General features: G+C 52.8%; 15 protein-coding genes. 8 read left to right on the plus strand and 7 right to left on the minus strand.

Features of this window, described 5'->3' with window-relative positions; genetic code table 11:
* Positions 1-6 precede the first annotated feature (6 nt).
* Positions 7-942, plus strand: coding sequence for a 23S rRNA (adenine(1618)-N(6))-methyltransferase RlmF (gene rlmF, locus GZ59_RS03225; protein ID WP_011092368.1), 936 nt, complete (start codon positions 7-9; stop codon positions 940-942).
* Positions 943-1,059: 117 nt separating this feature from the next.
* On the opposite strand, the gene GZ59_RS03230 is transcribed toward rlmF, so the two are convergent.
* On the minus strand, positions 1,060-1,383 hold the full coding sequence (locus tag GZ59_RS03230; RefSeq protein ID WP_011092369.1) for a hypothetical protein: 324 nt from the start codon (positions 1,381-1,383) through the stop codon (positions 1,060-1,062).
* A 28-nt stretch (positions 1,384-1,411) separates the two neighbouring features.
* Positions 1,412-1,930, minus strand: coding sequence for a flavodoxin FldB (gene fldB / locus GZ59_RS03235; protein WP_011092370.1), 519 nt, complete (start codon positions 1,928-1,930; stop codon positions 1,412-1,414).
* Positions 1,931-2,196: 266 nt separating this feature from the next.
* On the opposite strand from fldB, the gene GZ59_RS23640 reads away from it, so the two are divergent.
* A complete protein-coding gene (locus GZ59_RS23640) occupies positions 2,197-2,334 on the plus strand; it encodes a hypothetical protein (RefSeq protein WP_155242714.1) in 138 nt (45 codons plus the stop codon).
* Between the two features lie 14 nt (positions 2,335-2,348).
* Here GZ59_RS23640 and GZ59_RS03240 read toward each other — a convergent pair whose 3' ends face one another.
* From GZ59_RS03240 to GZ59_RS03255, 5 genes are all read right to left on the minus strand, one after another.
* Positions 2,349-2,795, minus strand: coding sequence for a lysozyme inhibitor LprI family protein (locus GZ59_RS03240; protein ID WP_011092372.1), 447 nt, complete (start codon positions 2,793-2,795; stop codon positions 2,349-2,351).
* Positions 2,796-2,995: 200 nt separating this feature from the next.
* Positions 2,996-3,604 (minus strand): hypothetical protein, encoded by a 609-nt coding sequence (locus GZ59_RS22390; RefSeq protein WP_011092373.1) that lies wholly within the window; start codon positions 3,602-3,604, stop codon positions 2,996-2,998.
* 266 nt (positions 3,605-3,870) lie between these two features.
* Positions 3,871-4,371 carry a DUF4189 domain-containing protein gene (locus GZ59_RS03250; RefSeq protein ID WP_011092374.1) on the minus strand — a complete coding sequence of 167 codons (501 nt, stop codon included), beginning with the start codon at positions 4,369-4,371 and terminating at the stop codon, positions 3,871-3,873.
* A 68-nt stretch (positions 4,372-4,439) separates the two neighbouring features.
* Positions 4,440-4,748 carry an integrase core domain-containing protein gene (locus tag GZ59_RS23705; RefSeq protein WP_169743489.1) on the minus strand — a complete coding sequence of 103 codons (309 nt, stop codon included), beginning with the start codon at positions 4,746-4,748 and terminating at the stop codon, positions 4,440-4,442.
* A 183-nt stretch (positions 4,749-4,931) separates the two neighbouring features.
* Complete coding sequence (locus GZ59_RS03255) at positions 4,932-6,257, minus strand: MFS transporter (protein WP_011092376.1); 1,326 nt, start codon at positions 6,255-6,257, stop codon at positions 4,932-4,934.
* 311 nt (positions 6,258-6,568) lie between these two features.
* Here GZ59_RS03255 and xerD point away from each other — a divergent pair, with 311 nt between their 5' ends.
* The 6 genes from xerD (at position 6,569) to GZ59_RS03285 (ending at position 13,813) form a co-directional block, all read left to right on the plus strand.
* On the plus strand, positions 6,569-7,468 hold the full coding sequence (gene xerD, locus GZ59_RS03260) for a site-specific tyrosine recombinase XerD (protein WP_011092377.1): 900 nt from the start codon (positions 6,569-6,571) through the stop codon (positions 7,466-7,468).
* Between the two features lie 125 nt (positions 7,469-7,593).
* A complete protein-coding gene (gene dsbC, locus GZ59_RS03265) occupies positions 7,594-8,310 on the plus strand; it encodes a bifunctional protein-disulfide isomerase/oxidoreductase DsbC (RefSeq protein WP_039290025.1) in 717 nt (238 codons plus the stop codon).
* Between the two features lie 6 nt (positions 8,311-8,316).
* On the plus strand, positions 8,317-10,062 hold the full coding sequence (recJ, locus tag GZ59_RS03270) for a single-stranded-DNA-specific exonuclease RecJ (RefSeq protein ID WP_011092379.1): 1,746 nt from the start codon (positions 8,317-8,319) through the stop codon (positions 10,060-10,062).
* A gap of 114 nt (positions 10,063-10,176) precedes the next feature.
* A protein-coding gene (gene prfB, locus GZ59_RS03275; protein WP_011092380.1) for a peptide chain release factor 2 occupies positions 10,177-11,275 on the plus strand; the annotation gives its coding sequence in 2 pieces (ribosomal slippage) (positions 10,177-10,251 and positions 10,253-11,275; 1,098 coding nt in all).
* Between the two features lie 8 nt (positions 11,276-11,283).
* Positions 11,284-12,801 (plus strand): lysine--tRNA ligase, encoded by a 1,518-nt coding sequence (lysS, locus tag GZ59_RS03280; RefSeq protein ID WP_011092381.1) that lies wholly within the window; start codon positions 11,284-11,286, stop codon positions 12,799-12,801.
* Between the two features lie 256 nt (positions 12,802-13,057).
* Positions 13,058-13,813, plus strand: a complete 756-nt coding sequence (locus GZ59_RS03285; protein WP_039290034.1) for an AraC family transcriptional regulator — start codon at positions 13,058-13,060, stop codon at positions 13,811-13,813.
* Positions 13,814-13,824 lie beyond the last annotated feature (11 nt).

Consider the following 13,824-nt stretch of genomic DNA (forward strand, 5'->3'; position numbering starts at 1 on the left):
TAATTGATGACTAAGCCCGCAGTGCAAAAAAGTGGTCTGCATCCTCGCAATCGCCATCGCGACCGTTATGATTTTCCCGCGCTCAAACAGAGCTATCCTGCGCTGATCCCGTTTGTAAAGGTGAATGCCTACGGTGATGAGTCAGTGGACTTTGCCAATCCCGAGGCGGTGAAAACGCTGAATCAGGCGTTGTTGCAGCATTTTTATCAGATTGAGCACTGGACGATTCCAGACGGCTTTCTGTGCCCACCGATCCCCGGTCGCGCCGACTATGTCCACCACCTTGCCGATTTACTGGCGGAAGATAACCGCTCGGTGGTGCCGCGTGATGCATCCGTGCTGGATGTCGGCTGCGGTGCTAACTGCGTTTACCCGCTGATTGGACATCGTGAGTACGGTTGGCGTTTTACCGGCAGCGAGGTTAATCCGCTGGCGATGAAAGCGGCCAATGAGACGATTGAGGCGAACTCCGGCTTGAACCGTTCGATTCGTCTGCGCCGTCAGAAAAACAGCAAAGCGATACTGGCAGGCATTATTCACAAGAATGACTCGTTTGATGCCGTCATGTGTAATCCACCGTTCCATGCCTCTGCTGAGGATGCCCGTGAGGGATCGCAACGCAAGTTGCATAATTTGGGGCTGGATAAACGCTCACCGCTGAATTTTGGCGGCCAGCAGGACGAGCTATGGTGTGAAGGCGGCGAGTTAGCCTTCATCGGTCAGATGATCAAAGATAGCGTCAGCTTCGGCCGTCAATGCCTGTGGTTTACGTCGCTCGTGTCGCGCAAAGAGCACCTTCCGGAGATTTACCGTGCGCTGGAAGCGGTTGATGCGGAAAAGGTCAGAACGATAGATATGGCGCAAGGCCAGAAGCAAAGCCGCTTTGTCGCGTGGAGTTTTCTGGATACCGCCGCACGGGCCCGCTGGTTACAAAAGCGCTAAGCGACTTCAACCTTTACGGATACCAATCTTCGCGGACATTAACCTTCACGGATAGTTGTCGCAAAGGTATCCGTGAACGTTTTGTTGTCAGCAAACCACCTCTCTGGAGGTGGTCCTTTACTCCACGCTAACCGTATCCGCTTCCTGTTTGGTCACCTTCAACGATGTGCCTTGAATCGCCATAAACACCGCTTCCCGCCTTGTCAGATAGCCTTTGACGGGATGTGGCTTAATCGCGCCAGTCAGCGAGGTGTCGGTGGTGATGCCGCAGCCCGTCGCATGCGCGATTTGCTGCGCTGTCTCATCAAATCTTGAGAAATCGATATCGTAATATTGCGGCACATCGCATTTCCCGCCCAGATTTTTGGCGTATTTCTCTGTGCCTGTTTGCGCACAGCCAGCGAGCAATAATCCTGCGACCGTTATGAGTAATATCTTCATCGTGTTTACTCCTGTTGACGCGTACCGTTTACAGCAGTGACGCCATCTCTTGCAGAATCTGTTCGCACCACTGTTCCAGCCGTTCATCGCTGAGATCGTATTGATTCACTTCGTCCAGCGCCAGCCCGACAAAATGTTTTCCGTCAGTGGTCAGCGGTTTTGGACTGGTGAACTCGTAGCCATCGATTGGCCAATACCCAATGAATGTGACACCTAACGGCAGCAGTTGTTCATGCAGCATGCCCAGCGCATCAAGGAACCATTCGCTATAGCCAAGTTGGTCGCCCATACCGTAAAGCGCGACCACTTTTCCTTTGAGGTTCAGCGTCGCCAATTGGCCCCAGATGTTCTCCCAGTCTTCCTGAATCTCACCGAAATCCCAGGTCGGGATGCCGAGAATCAGCGTACTGTAGTCTTCCATACGTTGAGGTTCGACATCCTTAACGTTGTGCAGATCCACCAGTTCTTCGCCCAACATGTCGCGAATTTTTTCCGCTGCCATCTCGGTGTAACAGGTGCTTGAGCCGTAAAACAGACCGATTTTCATACTATCTATAAGTCCATGATTTAATTATTTTCTACAATCAATGCGTTGATTCAGTCTCTGCGCTGTAACGTGATTGCCTAAAGGCGACAAGTCCATAACTCATGTGCAGCAGAAAACAGGTAATGGCTGCCATATTCGATGATATTGAGGTCTTTTACAATCGCTGGTGAAGCACGCGGTGCAGAGCGATTGGCTTCAATGGTGGAGGGAAGAAGCGTATTTAGGGGATGATTTCAGGGGGAGGAACGCCTCTCTGCGATGGACAAGTGAAAAGAGGCGGAACCTCCCTCGGTGCCGCGACCCACAACGAAACATGTGTCGCCAGCATCACCGACATCGTGAGTATCAATGTCGGTGATGCTGGCGGCGTTGTCATTTTGATTGGCTATGGTCTGCTCCATTGAACAGCAAGTTGCGGCTACTGATCGTTTGCGATCGACAAATATTCCTCCAAAACATTGGTGCGTTCGCAGAGACGAAAAATTTCTCTCTGCATGACTTCAAAGCTGCTCACCGTTTCGCTGCCATAGAGTGACGACTCAAAGGTCTTGCTGGCGCTGTGGAAATCGAGCCAGGCGCGCTCGGCGCGGATCAGATTGTCCTTGGCCGTGCCACTCTGTTTGCTGAGCAGCGCTTTATAAGCAGCGTTCAATCGTGCGTCTTGTCGTTTTTTCTCCGCAGATTGACATGCAGCAAGTGCGATGTTTTCTGATCCCGCATTTTCAACGCAGCTATAGAACACATCGGTAATGCCTGCTGGCGCTTGACGTTTGATGACCTGAGCGGTGCTCTCATTCGCCTGTGCGCCCGACGCATACATAACGAGTGCGAGGCTGAGGGTAAAAATTCCGGTTGCTGTTTTCATGCGATTCCAACCTCGATGTAGGAAAGTGTTGAAAGAAAGTGTTTGCTCGGGTGCACGGTGTGCACATGGATCACCTTGGAATTCGCCGTTCCGGGGTTGTCGGCATGGTTGACAGTTTTACACGTCACACCACCCAGGACAACTTCCTTGTTGAGCTCACGAATCCTGTGCCCGCAGCGGGTAATCCATGGACTTGCTCGTCATTGGAATTTCTCCTTGGCAGAGAGCGATATCGAGAAGGTGTTCGTCGGATCTTTGAATTCGGCCCGGCTTGCGTTGCCACTGCTGCCACGCGGGTGGTCGCTTTTTGGCGACCTGGCATCTTCGCTAACGTAAGACAGTTTGTTGAAATACCGTGTGTCTGACTTACTTGCCAGAATGTCTTCAAGGGAGATGGACTGAGCGAACGTCAGGTTTCCAATTTGCAGAGCGAAGTTAGCGAAAGGCATGGACCAGCGGCAGAGGCCCCGCCCGAAATAGTCCTCATCCGTCAACAGATCGACGTAGAGCTCGCCCTTGTAGACCTTGTCGCTCACACGGGTCAATGCCATCGGTACATTCTTCCTGGGAGTCAATGTTGCCCCGCTGAAAGGCGTGAGCGGCACGCAATCGCCGTTCGCTACTTCATAGCCAGCAGATCCCTTCACGGCATCGAACGGCCCCGGGGCGTCCTCAATGGTCAGCGTGATTTCGTAGCGCATCTTGGGATGCGGGTTGAGCTTGATGTCGATCTTTTCCATGGACTTCCCAAACACAGGGAGAGTGAGGGTTGAAAGAATGAAGAGGGCTATGGCATAACGGTGCTTCATGACGATTTCTCCTGTGACACGCTTGGGCGGTGCGCGTTTGCGCTGGTGGGTTAATTGGTGGCAATTGATAGAGAAGCTTCATGGTGCCAAGAAAGTAAGTGGGGCGCTTCACCCATTCTGCGATTGAGCCGAAGTCATTGACATAGATAGTAGAAAAATGCTGCACACGCGCGTCTGGCACTGGAAATATCTTCATGCCCAGCCCGATCTTCATCGACGCCGTGGCGGCATTGGAGGCGGTATAGGTCTTCATTGAGAGTTTTAAGCTAACGGATACGGACTGGAGGACTGCAAGCGCTGTAGTAAGTCTCGCATTTCTTGTCTGTTTCATTACACTTTTTCAAGCCATCGGCAACCGCTTGGTGAAGTGTGGCCATGGCCCCGCGGTAATAGTTCCGTTCGCCGATCGTAAAAGCGGTGCAGCCGTTTACATAGGAAATCTCGATCTGGCAGTTGTCACCACCTTTGACTTTGCAGTGATTCAGCGCAGCCGACTTTGCGGCTTGCTCACTTGGGAACTCAGCGGATGCACCCAATATGAATTTGGGTCCATCGAATGCAATTGCGCCCCATCGATCCTCCCACACAGGCTCGGGAGCACTGGGCGCTTGCTGTTGTCCGCTGCCGTTACCGGGAATAGGAGCACATCCTGCTGTCGCGCCCCCACCAATCGGGTAGGAACCTGGCGGGCAGTTTCCTTCGGCATGGACGTCTATGCTGAAGCAAGAAAGAGCGAGCAACGCACCTGCCAAGTGTATGTGTTTCATTGCCGTGCTCCCGGATCACCTTGATAGGGCTTCACGCTATCAGAAGGCGCGCGCGCTGGTCAATTAATTCAGGACACTGCTATAGGTGGTTCTGATGCCATCGTCCGTTCGTATATGGTCGGTGGTAGAGAGCTCAGCTTTGAGTGAAGCCGTTCGTTGTTATAATACCCAACGATGTATTCCGTGATGTCTCTTATAGCCTCGGCATGATTGGCGTAATCGCGCCTCCAGACAGGCTCCATTTTTAAACTCAGGAAAAAACGTTCAACGATGCCTTGAGTTGTACAACCACAGGGCAACTGTGCTGAACAGGCGCCTTGGCACGCTTCTGGGCCTCGTAGAAACCGGAACGACTGACATTCAGTATCGACAGACATACGCCACCGAATTTGATTGTTACATCGACAGGGTTGTTGGTATACCTCACTTAATTAGCGTGGTAAATGCGAAATGTATCAAAGTGATAATAACAAGAGGTGATGATTTGAGGTGGTAACAGGTTGGTGCCGGGGTGAAACAGGAAAGGTGCTGTGAGGGCCGTAGCCCTCACAGAAGGGAAATTATCCCAGAGACTGGTGACGCGTTTCTTTGGTTAGCAGCAGTGCAATCAGCGTCAGTGACGCCATAGCCGCCAGATAAACGCCGACGTAGAACAGACCATAGTTAGCCGTCAGCCACGCGGCGATATAGGGTGCAACTGATGCGCCCAGAATCGACGAGACGTTATAGGAGAATGACGCGCCAGTGTAACGTACTTCCGTCGGGAACAGCTCCGGCAGCAAAGCACCCATCGGGCCGAACGTCAGCCCCATTATACTCAGACCCAGCACCAGAAAGCCCATTACCAGCGCCTGATTGCCTGAACCGAGCATATAAGGGAACAGCATGGAGAAGACCAGCATGATACAGGTAACGGTAATCATGGTCTTGCGGCGGCCAAAGGCATCTGCCAGATAGCCCGCGACCGGTACCATCAGACCAAAGCCGATTACCGCGACCATCAGCATCAGCAAGAAGCTATTACGCGAGAAACCCAGCCCCCTAGGTGCTGGCGTTGTGCCGTACGTCATGGAGTAAACGGTCATGATGTAGAACAACGTGTAAGTCGCCAACATAATGAAGGTGCCGAGGATCGTGACTTTCATATGTTTGCTGAGCAGCGTTCCTAGCGGCATACGCACCTGCTTACCGGCTTTGACCGCTTTGGTAAAGACCGGTGCTTCATGCAGAGATATGCGGACATACAGGCCAACCAGCACCAGCACGGCAGACGCGACGAACGGTACGCGCCAGCCCCAGGCCATGAACTGTTCTTCCGTCAGCAGCCAGGACAACAGCAGGAAGGTGCCGTTAGCGAAGAAGAAGCCAATCGGTGCGCCAAGCTGAGGGAACGACCCATACAGCGCACGTTTATTGGACGGGGCATTTTCGGTCGCCAGCAGCGCCGCGCCACCCCATTCCCCGCCAAGACCCAATCCCTGACCGAAACGAGCGATGGCCAACAGGATCGGTGCAAGAATACCGATGGTTTCGTAGGTCGGTAACAGTCCAATCAGAACGGTCGAAACACCCATGGTCAACAGAGACGCGACCAGCGTGACTTTACGTCCGACGCGATCGCCAAAGTGACCGAAGACCGCCGAACCAATAGGGCGAGCCACAAAGGCAATGGCAAAAGTTGCCAACGACTGTAGCGTAGCGGCAGTCGGATCGCCCTGTGGGAAGAAAATGTGCGGGAAAATCAGCACTGCAGCGGTAGCGTAGATATAAAAATCGAAAAATTCGATCGCGGTGCCAATGAGTGACGCAACAATCACTTTATTGCGTGAATTTACGGGTGGTGCTTCCGTTTCGGCATCAAGAGTGGGGGTGATGGTGGCTTGCATAATGTTTCTTTATTTTAACAACACGAACAGCCATTCTACGCATAGAAAAATCGGCTTTTCAACGTTGATTAAGTAAGGTCAATACCAGTAGACATGCGGCATCAAGATGCCTGTTCCGATATATTGACGATACATGAAATATAATGTGCCACGGCCTTATTTTTGCCGGAGAATGTTATGGCGATGTTGATGTTCACGGAATATGTGAGATCGCACACAATTCTGTTTGTGAGAGAATACAGCCTTGATGAAGGTGTAAAGTAGTCGCTTCATCGGCATAATATTGCCAATAAGTGAAGAAGGACACGGCGATGCAAGAACACGATCAGACGCTTATCGAACAGTTTCTCGATGCGCTGTGGCTGGAAAGAAATCTGGCCGAGAATACGCTGGCGTCTTATCGCTTGGATCTGCGTTCGTTGGCTGAGTGGCTTGCACACCATGACAATGATTTGCTTCATGCGCAGGCGCTCGACCTTCAGGCGTTCCTCGCCGATAGGATCGATGGAGGCTATAAAGCGACGAGTTCTGCCCGTTTGCTGAGTGCGATGCGTCGCTTCTTTCAGTACCTTTATCGAGAAAAGCAGCGTAGCGACGATCCGAGTGCCGTGCTGTCGTCTCCGAAACTGCCGCAGCGTCTACCCAAAGATTTGAGCGAAGCGCAGGTTAGTGCGTTACTTGATGCCCCGAGCATTGAACAACCGCTGGAATTACGCGATAAGGCCATGCTTGAGGTATTGTATGCGACGGGGCTACGCGTTTCCGAACTGGTTGGTTTGACGATGAGTGATGTCAGCCTGCGGCAAGGCGTGGTTCGCGTGCTGGGGAAAGGTAATAAAGAACGGCTGGTGCCGCTGGGTGAAGAAGCGGTGTATTGGATCGAGTATTATCTGGAACATGGCCGCCCGTGGTTGTTAAACGGGCAGACGTTGGATGTCCTGTTTCCCAGCAATCGCGCACGGCAAATGACGCGCCAGACGTTCTGGCATCGGATCAAGCATTATGCGGTGCTGGCGTCCATCGACAGCGCCAAGCTCTCGCCGCACGTTTTGCGTCACGCGTTTGCTACCCATTTATTGAACCACGGCGCGGATTTACGGGTCGTACAGATGCTCCTTGGGCATAGCGATCTTTCCACGACGCAGATTTATACCCATGTTGCGACGGAGCGGCTGAAGCAACTGCATCAGCAGCACCATCCGCGTGCATAGCATAGAGTAAATAGACAGAGTAACAGGATGTTATCTGACTGGCGGGGCCTCTCGCCAACCACCTTAGCGCATTGCTACGAGCGACGTATTCACCATGACGTTGCGACACAAACAGGATTGATGAAATGAAAAAAGGGTTATTACTGCTTTCTTTGCTGGTGGCGACGGCGACTAATTTTGCTCACGCCGATGATGCCGCAATCAAGCAGACGTTGACGCGTCTGGACATGCAAGGTGCGGAAATACTGCCTTCGCCGATGGCTGGCATGAAAACTGTCATTACCGAGAGTGGCGTGCTGTACATCAGTGAAGACGGCAAGCATTTGCTGCAAGGCCCGCTTTATGATGTGAGCGGCACGATGCCGGTCAATATCACCAATCAAATCCTGATCGGCAAGCTGAATGCGCTACAGGAACAGATGATTGTTTATAAAGCCGCGCAGGAAAAACATGTGATTACCGTTTTCACCGACATCACCTGCGGCTATTGCCACAAACTGCATGAACAGATGAAGGACTACAACGCGCTGGGTATCACTGTGCGCTATCTGGCTTTCCCGCGTCAGGGAATGAAATCCCCGGCAGCGAAAGATATGCAGTCCATCTGGTGCGTGGCCGATCGCAATAAAGCGTTTGATAACGCGATGAAGAGCGAAGCTATCTCGCCGGCAACGTGCAAAACCGATATCGCCGCGCATTACCAACTGGGCATCCAGTTTGGTGTGCAGGGGACCCCTGCTATCGTGCTGCAAGACGGCATGGTTGTGCCGGGATATCAAGGGCCGAAAGAGATGCTGGCGATGTTGGAAGCACACAAAGCCTCGAAGAAAACTGGCGGTTGATGCTACGTGAATATGATTACCCAACTCCGCCGGCGTCCGCTGGCGGAGGATATTGATTTACCTGACACCGTTCCACCCTTACTGCGTCGCCTTTATGCGCAGCGTGGCGTTAAAGGGGCTCAGGAGCTAGAACGTGGCCTGAATGGTTTACTCAATTACCGTTTGTTAAGCGGCATTGATAAAGCGATCGACCTGTTGCAACTGGCGCTAGCCGAGAAGCGTTGCATCGTGATTGTGGGCGACTTTGATGCCGATGGTGCCACCAGCACCACGCTTGCCGTACTGGCGCTGCGCAGCATGGGTGGCGAGAACGTAAAATATCTGGTACCGAATCGTTTTGAAGATGGCTACGGGCTAAGCCCAGCAGTGGTGGCGCAGGCTGCCACGCTGGGGGCTGAGGTGATTGTTACCGTTGATAACGGGATATCTTCTCATGCGGGCGTCGAGGATGCGCATCGGCGTGGTATCGCGGTGCTAGTGACCGATCACCACCTGCCGGGCGAAATCTTGCCTGACGCCGATGCCATGATTAACCCCAATCTGCCTGACTGTCAGTTTCCTTCCAAAGCGCTGGCTGGCGTGGGCGTCGCGTTTTACCTGATGATGGCGCTTTTTGTGCGCCTGCGCGATAGCGACTGGTTTACGCAACAAGGGCTGGCGAAACCGAATCTCACCGAATTACTGGATCTGGTGGCGCTGGGCACGGTGGCGGATGTCGTACCGCTGGATGCCAACAACCGGATTCTGGTGGCGCAAGGGCTGAATCGCATTCGTGCCGGAGAGTGTCGGCCGGGCATTCGAGCACTGCTTGAGGTGGCTAACCGCGATGCCAGCCAACTGGTCGCCAGCGATTTAGGTTTTGCCATCGGGCCACGGCTCAATGCAGCCGGACGGCTGGATGATATGACGGTCGGGGTCGAACTGTTATTGAGTAACGACATTACTCAGGCGCGCATGTTGGCTAACGATTTAGATGCGTTAAATCAGGATCGGCGAGAGATCGAACAAGGAATGCAGGTAGAAGCCTTGCGCCTGTGCGAATCACTGGAACGTACCCGCACCGAGTTGCCTTACGGTCTGGCGATGTATCATCCTGAGTGGCATCAGGGCGTCGTCGGTATTCTGGCTTCGCGCATCAAAGAACGCTTTCATCGTCCGGTGATTGCCTTTGCGCCTGCCGGTGACGGCATGCTGAAAGGATCGGGACGTTCTATTTCTGGTCTGCACCTACGTGATGCGTTGGAGCGGCTGGATACGCTGTATCCCGGCATGATGGACAAGTTTGGCGGACATGCGATGGCAGCAGGGTTATCGCTGCATGAAGATCGGTTTGAGGATTTCCGCCAGCGCTTCGGCGAACTGGTTGGTGAGTGGATCGATCCGTCTCAGCTTGAAGGCGTCGTTTGGTCTGATGGCGAACTGGCTTTGCCAGAACTGAATTTGCTCTCAACGGCAGAAATGCTGCGGTACGCTGGTCCGTGGGGGCAGGAATTCCCGGAACCGACGTTCGATGGGTGCTTCCGTATTATCAAGCCTCGTCTACTCAAAGAGCGCCATTTGAAAGCAATGTTTGAGCCGATCGGTGCAACAGGACCAGTGCCGCTGTTAGATGGCATCGCATTTAATGTCGATACGACCGTTTGGCCGGATCCGAGCATTAAAGAAGTGGAAATGGTGTACCGGCTGGATATTAACGAGTTTCGTGGTAAACGCTCGGTGCAGTTGTTGATTCAACATCTGTGGCCGCGTTAACTTTGCGAACCGAATAGGGTGGGCGGAAAGTCTATAAAATGCGCCTTTTATCCGCTAGAATGGCGGGTTACATCATTCCGTTGTCAACGACTTAACGTAAGAATATAAAAAATCATGTTTGAAATTAATCCGGTAAAAAACCGCATTCAGGATCTGGCTGAACGTAGCGCCGTTCTTCGGGGGTATCTTTGACTATGATGCCAAGAAAGAGCGCCTCGAAGAAGTAAACGCCGAACTGGAGCAGCCTGATGTCTGGAATGAGCCTGAACGTGCTCAGGCATTAGGAAAAGAACGCTCCTCGCTGGAAGCTATCGTAGACACCATCGATCAACTGGCTCAGGGTCTGGAAGATGTGACCGGTTTGCTTGAGCTCGCGGTGGAAGAAGATGACGAAGACACTTTTAATGAAACCTCGGCAGAACTGGACGTGCTGGAGAATAAATTAGGCCAGCTCGAATTCCGTCGCATGTTCTCTGGTGAGTACGACAGCGCGGATTGCTATCTGGATATTCAGGCGGGATCTGGCGGTACGGAAGCGCAGGACTGGGCCAGCATGCTGGTACGTATGTACCTGCGTTGGGCGGAAGCCAAAGGATTTAAAACCGAAATTATTGAAGAGTCAGACGGTGACGTGGCGGGTACGAAATCTGCCACCATCAAGATCATCGGTGACTATGCGTTTGGCTGGCTGCGTACGGAAACCGGTGTACACCGTCTAGTTCGTAAGAGCCCGTTCGATTCCGGCGGTCGCCGCCACACCTCATTCAGCTCCGCGTTTGTCTACCCGGAAGTGGATGACGATATCGATATCGAAATCAATCCGGCCGATCTGCGTATTGACGTTTACCGCGCATCCGGTGCGGGTGGTCAGCACGTTAACCGGACAGAATCCGCGGTGCGTATTACCCACCTTCCGACCAACATTGTCACGCAGTGTCAGAATGACCGTTCCCAGCATAAAAACAAAGATCAGGCGATGAAACAGCTGAAAGCCAAGCTGTACGAGTTTGAGATGCAAAAGAAAAATGCTGAGAAACAGGTGATGGAAGACAACAAGTCTGATATCGGCTGGGGCAGTCAGATTCGTTCCTATGTTCTGGATGATTCGCGCATCAAAGACTTACGTACCGGAGTGGAAACACGTAACACTCAGGCCGTACTTGATGGCGATCTGGACAAATTTATTGAAGCAAGTTTAAAAGCGGGGTTATAAGAATTCGCATGGCTGAATCACAATCACAGGGTGCCGATCAGGCGCAAGATCTGAATAATGAATTAAAAGCGCGTCGTGAAAAGCTGGTGACGCTGCGTGAAAACGGGATCGCATTCCCGAATGATTTCCGCCGTGACAGCATCTCCGATCACTTGCACGCTGAGTTCGATGCCAAAGAGAACGAAGAGCTGGAAGAACTGGGTATCGAAGTGACCGTTGCGGGCCGTATGATGACCCGTCGCATCATGGGTAAAGCCTCTTTCGTAACCTTGCAGGACGTCGGTGGCCGCATTCAGCTGTATGTTTCCCGCGACGATCTGGCGGAAGGCATCTATAACGAGCAGTTCAAGAAATGGGATCTGGGCGATATCCTGGGTGCGCGCGGCAAGCTGTTCAAAACCAAAACGGGCGAGCTGTCCATTCACTGTACCGAGCTGCGTCTGCTGACCAAAGCGCTGCGCCCGCTGCCGGATAAATTCCACGGTCTGGCCGATCAGGAAACCCGCTATCGTCAGCGCTATCTGGATCTGATCGCTAACGACGACTCTCGTAATACCTTCCGCATCCGTTCTAACGTGATGGCGGCCATTCGCCGCTTCATGGTGGATAACGGCTTTATGGAAGTGGAAACGCCGATGATGCAGGTGATCCCCGGCGGCGCGTCTGCTCGTCCGTTTATCACGCACCATAACGCGCTGGACATTGACATGTACCTGCGTATTGCACCGGAACTGTATCTGAAGCGTCTGGTTGTAGGTGGTTTTGAGCGTGTGTTCGAGATTAACCGTAACTTCCGTAACGAAGGTGTTTCCCCACGTCACAACCCTGAATTCACCATGATGGAACTTTATATGGCGTATGCCGATTATAAAGACCTGATTGTGTTGACGGAAAACCTGTTCCGTACGCTGACGCAGGACGTGCTGGGCTCGACGACGGTGGTGTACGGCGATCAGACATTCGACTTCGGTAAGCCGTTTGATAAGCTGACGATGCGCGAAGCGATCTGTAAATACCGTCCTGAAACCAACGTTGCCGATCTGGACGATCTGGAGAAAGCGACCGCGATCGCACTGTCTCTGGGCATCAAGATCGAGAAAAGCTGGGGCTTGGGACGCATCGTTACCGAGATCTTCGAAGAGACAGCAGAAAGCAGCCTGATCCAACCAACCTTCATCACCGAATATCCGGCTGAAGTGTCGCCGCTGGCGCGTCGTAACGATCAGAACTCGGAAATCACCGATCGCTTTGAGTTCTTCATCGGCGGTCGTGAAATTGGCAACGGTTTCTCCGAGCTGAATGATGCCGAAGATCAAGCAGAGCGTTTTGCTCAGCAGGTCAATGCTAAAGATGCGGGCGATGACGAAGCGATGTTCTACGACGAAGACTACGTGACGGCGTTGGAGCACGGTCTGCCGCCGACAGCGGGCCTGGGTATTGGTATCGACCGTATGGTGATGTTGTTCACTAACAGCCACACCATCCGCGACGTAATCCTGTTCCCGGCGATGCGTCCGCAGAAGTAAGCTCGTTTTAGCTGAGCCTTCCAAACCGGTGCAATTGCACCGGTTTGACGTTATCGGCTACGTCAAATTTTAGGGGAAACACGGGGATGAGGTTCCCGTAGGGATACCTCGCACCGTGGTAGCCCCGTGTATCTCGCACTCACCTCGATAGTACTACCTCTCGTTTTATCTCTGCACTCTTGTCGTCATTCTGTGATTGTTGCCCGACGGGGGAAGATGCTATTTTCAAGCATTCATTCACTGCCGGAACGCCCTCATGATGACTTACCGCGATGCCTGGTTTGAGCTTGCGCTGTTAACTAACGGCCGCAGTTTTCCACGGCATACGCACGACGAGTTCGTCATCAGTGCCAATCTCAGCGGATTGGAAACGGTCTGGTTGGATGGAGAGACCTTTGTTGCCACCAACGATATGGTGACGACCTACAATCCCAATCAGCTACAGGGCAGCGACAATGCATTTGACCGCTGGCAGTGCGCATCGCTGTACGTTCACCCGCGGGCATTCGAGCATTATTTCCATCAAACGTTTCTATTCTCACAGGGCTGGAATCCGTCGGCGCAACTGGCGTCTGAGCTAAAACAGCTCGTCACCTCTGATTTGGACGACAGCGTCCGTCAGGAGCGCATTATCCTGCTACTGGCAGGATTGATGGAAGGCCAGCATAAAATGCCGTCCCAAAGCCAAGTCAAAGAGGCTGAGCGGATCACGCGGATCAAAAACGGGTTGCTGAACGATCTCAGCGATATCCCCACGCTTGACCAGCTAGCGCAGCAGGAAAATCTGTCGGTTGCGCATCTGGTACGTTCGTTTAATCAGGCGGTTGGTCTGCCACCGCTGGCGTGGCTGATGCAGCGGCGTATGTGTAAAGCACGAGAGCTGTTGCGGCAGGGCACAGCGATCAGTCAGGTCGCAGGCGATGTTGGGTTTGCCGATCAGGCGCATTTCACGAAAGCCTTCAATCGCTATAACGCGATGACACCGGGACAGTTCCGCCGTATCAATTTTTGACAATACAGCGT

The organism is Pectobacterium atrosepticum, from assembly GCF_000740965.1.
Taxonomy (GTDB): Bacteria; Pseudomonadota; Gammaproteobacteria; order Enterobacterales; family Enterobacteriaceae; genus Pectobacterium; species Pectobacterium atrosepticum.

Bases quoted from the DNA above. Each gene is read 5' to 3' on its own strand.
- GZ59_RS03250 (WP_011092374.1), bottom strand. From the start codon at position 4,371: ATGAAACACATACACTTGGCAGGTGCGTTGCTCGCTCTTTCTTGCTTC.
- lysS (WP_011092381.1), top strand. From the start codon at position 11,284: ATGGCTGAATCACAATCACAGGGTGCCGATCAGGCGCAAGATCTGAAT.
- GZ59_RS22390 (WP_011092373.1), bottom strand. From the start codon at position 3,604: ATGAAGCACCGTTATGCCATAGCCCTCTTCATTCTTTCAACCCTCACT.
- GZ59_RS03285 (WP_039290034.1), top strand. From the start codon at position 13,058: ATGATGACTTACCGCGATGCCTGGTTTGAGCTTGCGCTGTTAACTAAC.
- xerD (WP_011092377.1), top strand. From the start codon at position 6,569: ATGCAAGAACACGATCAGACGCTTATCGAACAGTTTCTCGATGCGCTG.
- GZ59_RS03255 (WP_011092376.1), bottom strand. From the start codon at position 6,257: ATGCAAGCCACCATCACCCCCACTCTTGATGCCGAAACGGAAGCACCA.
- GZ59_RS03230 (WP_011092369.1), bottom strand. From the start codon at position 1,383: ATGAAGATATTACTCATAACGGTCGCAGGATTATTGCTCGCTGGCTGT.
- GZ59_RS23705 (WP_169743489.1), bottom strand. From the start codon at position 4,748: ATGTCTGTCGATACTGAATGTCAGTCGTTCCGGTTTCTACGAGGCCCA.
- GZ59_RS03240 (WP_011092372.1), bottom strand. From the start codon at position 2,795: ATGAAAACAGCAACCGGAATTTTTACCCTCAGCCTCGCACTCGTTATG.
- dsbC (WP_039290025.1), top strand. From the start codon at position 7,594: ATGAAAAAAGGGTTATTACTGCTTTCTTTGCTGGTGGCGACGGCGACT.
- fldB (WP_011092370.1), bottom strand. From the start codon at position 1,930: ATGAAAATCGGTCTGTTTTACGGCTCAAGCACCTGTTACACCGAGATG.
- rlmF (WP_011092368.1), top strand. From the start codon at position 7: ATGACTAAGCCCGCAGTGCAAAAAAGTGGTCTGCATCCTCGCAATCGC.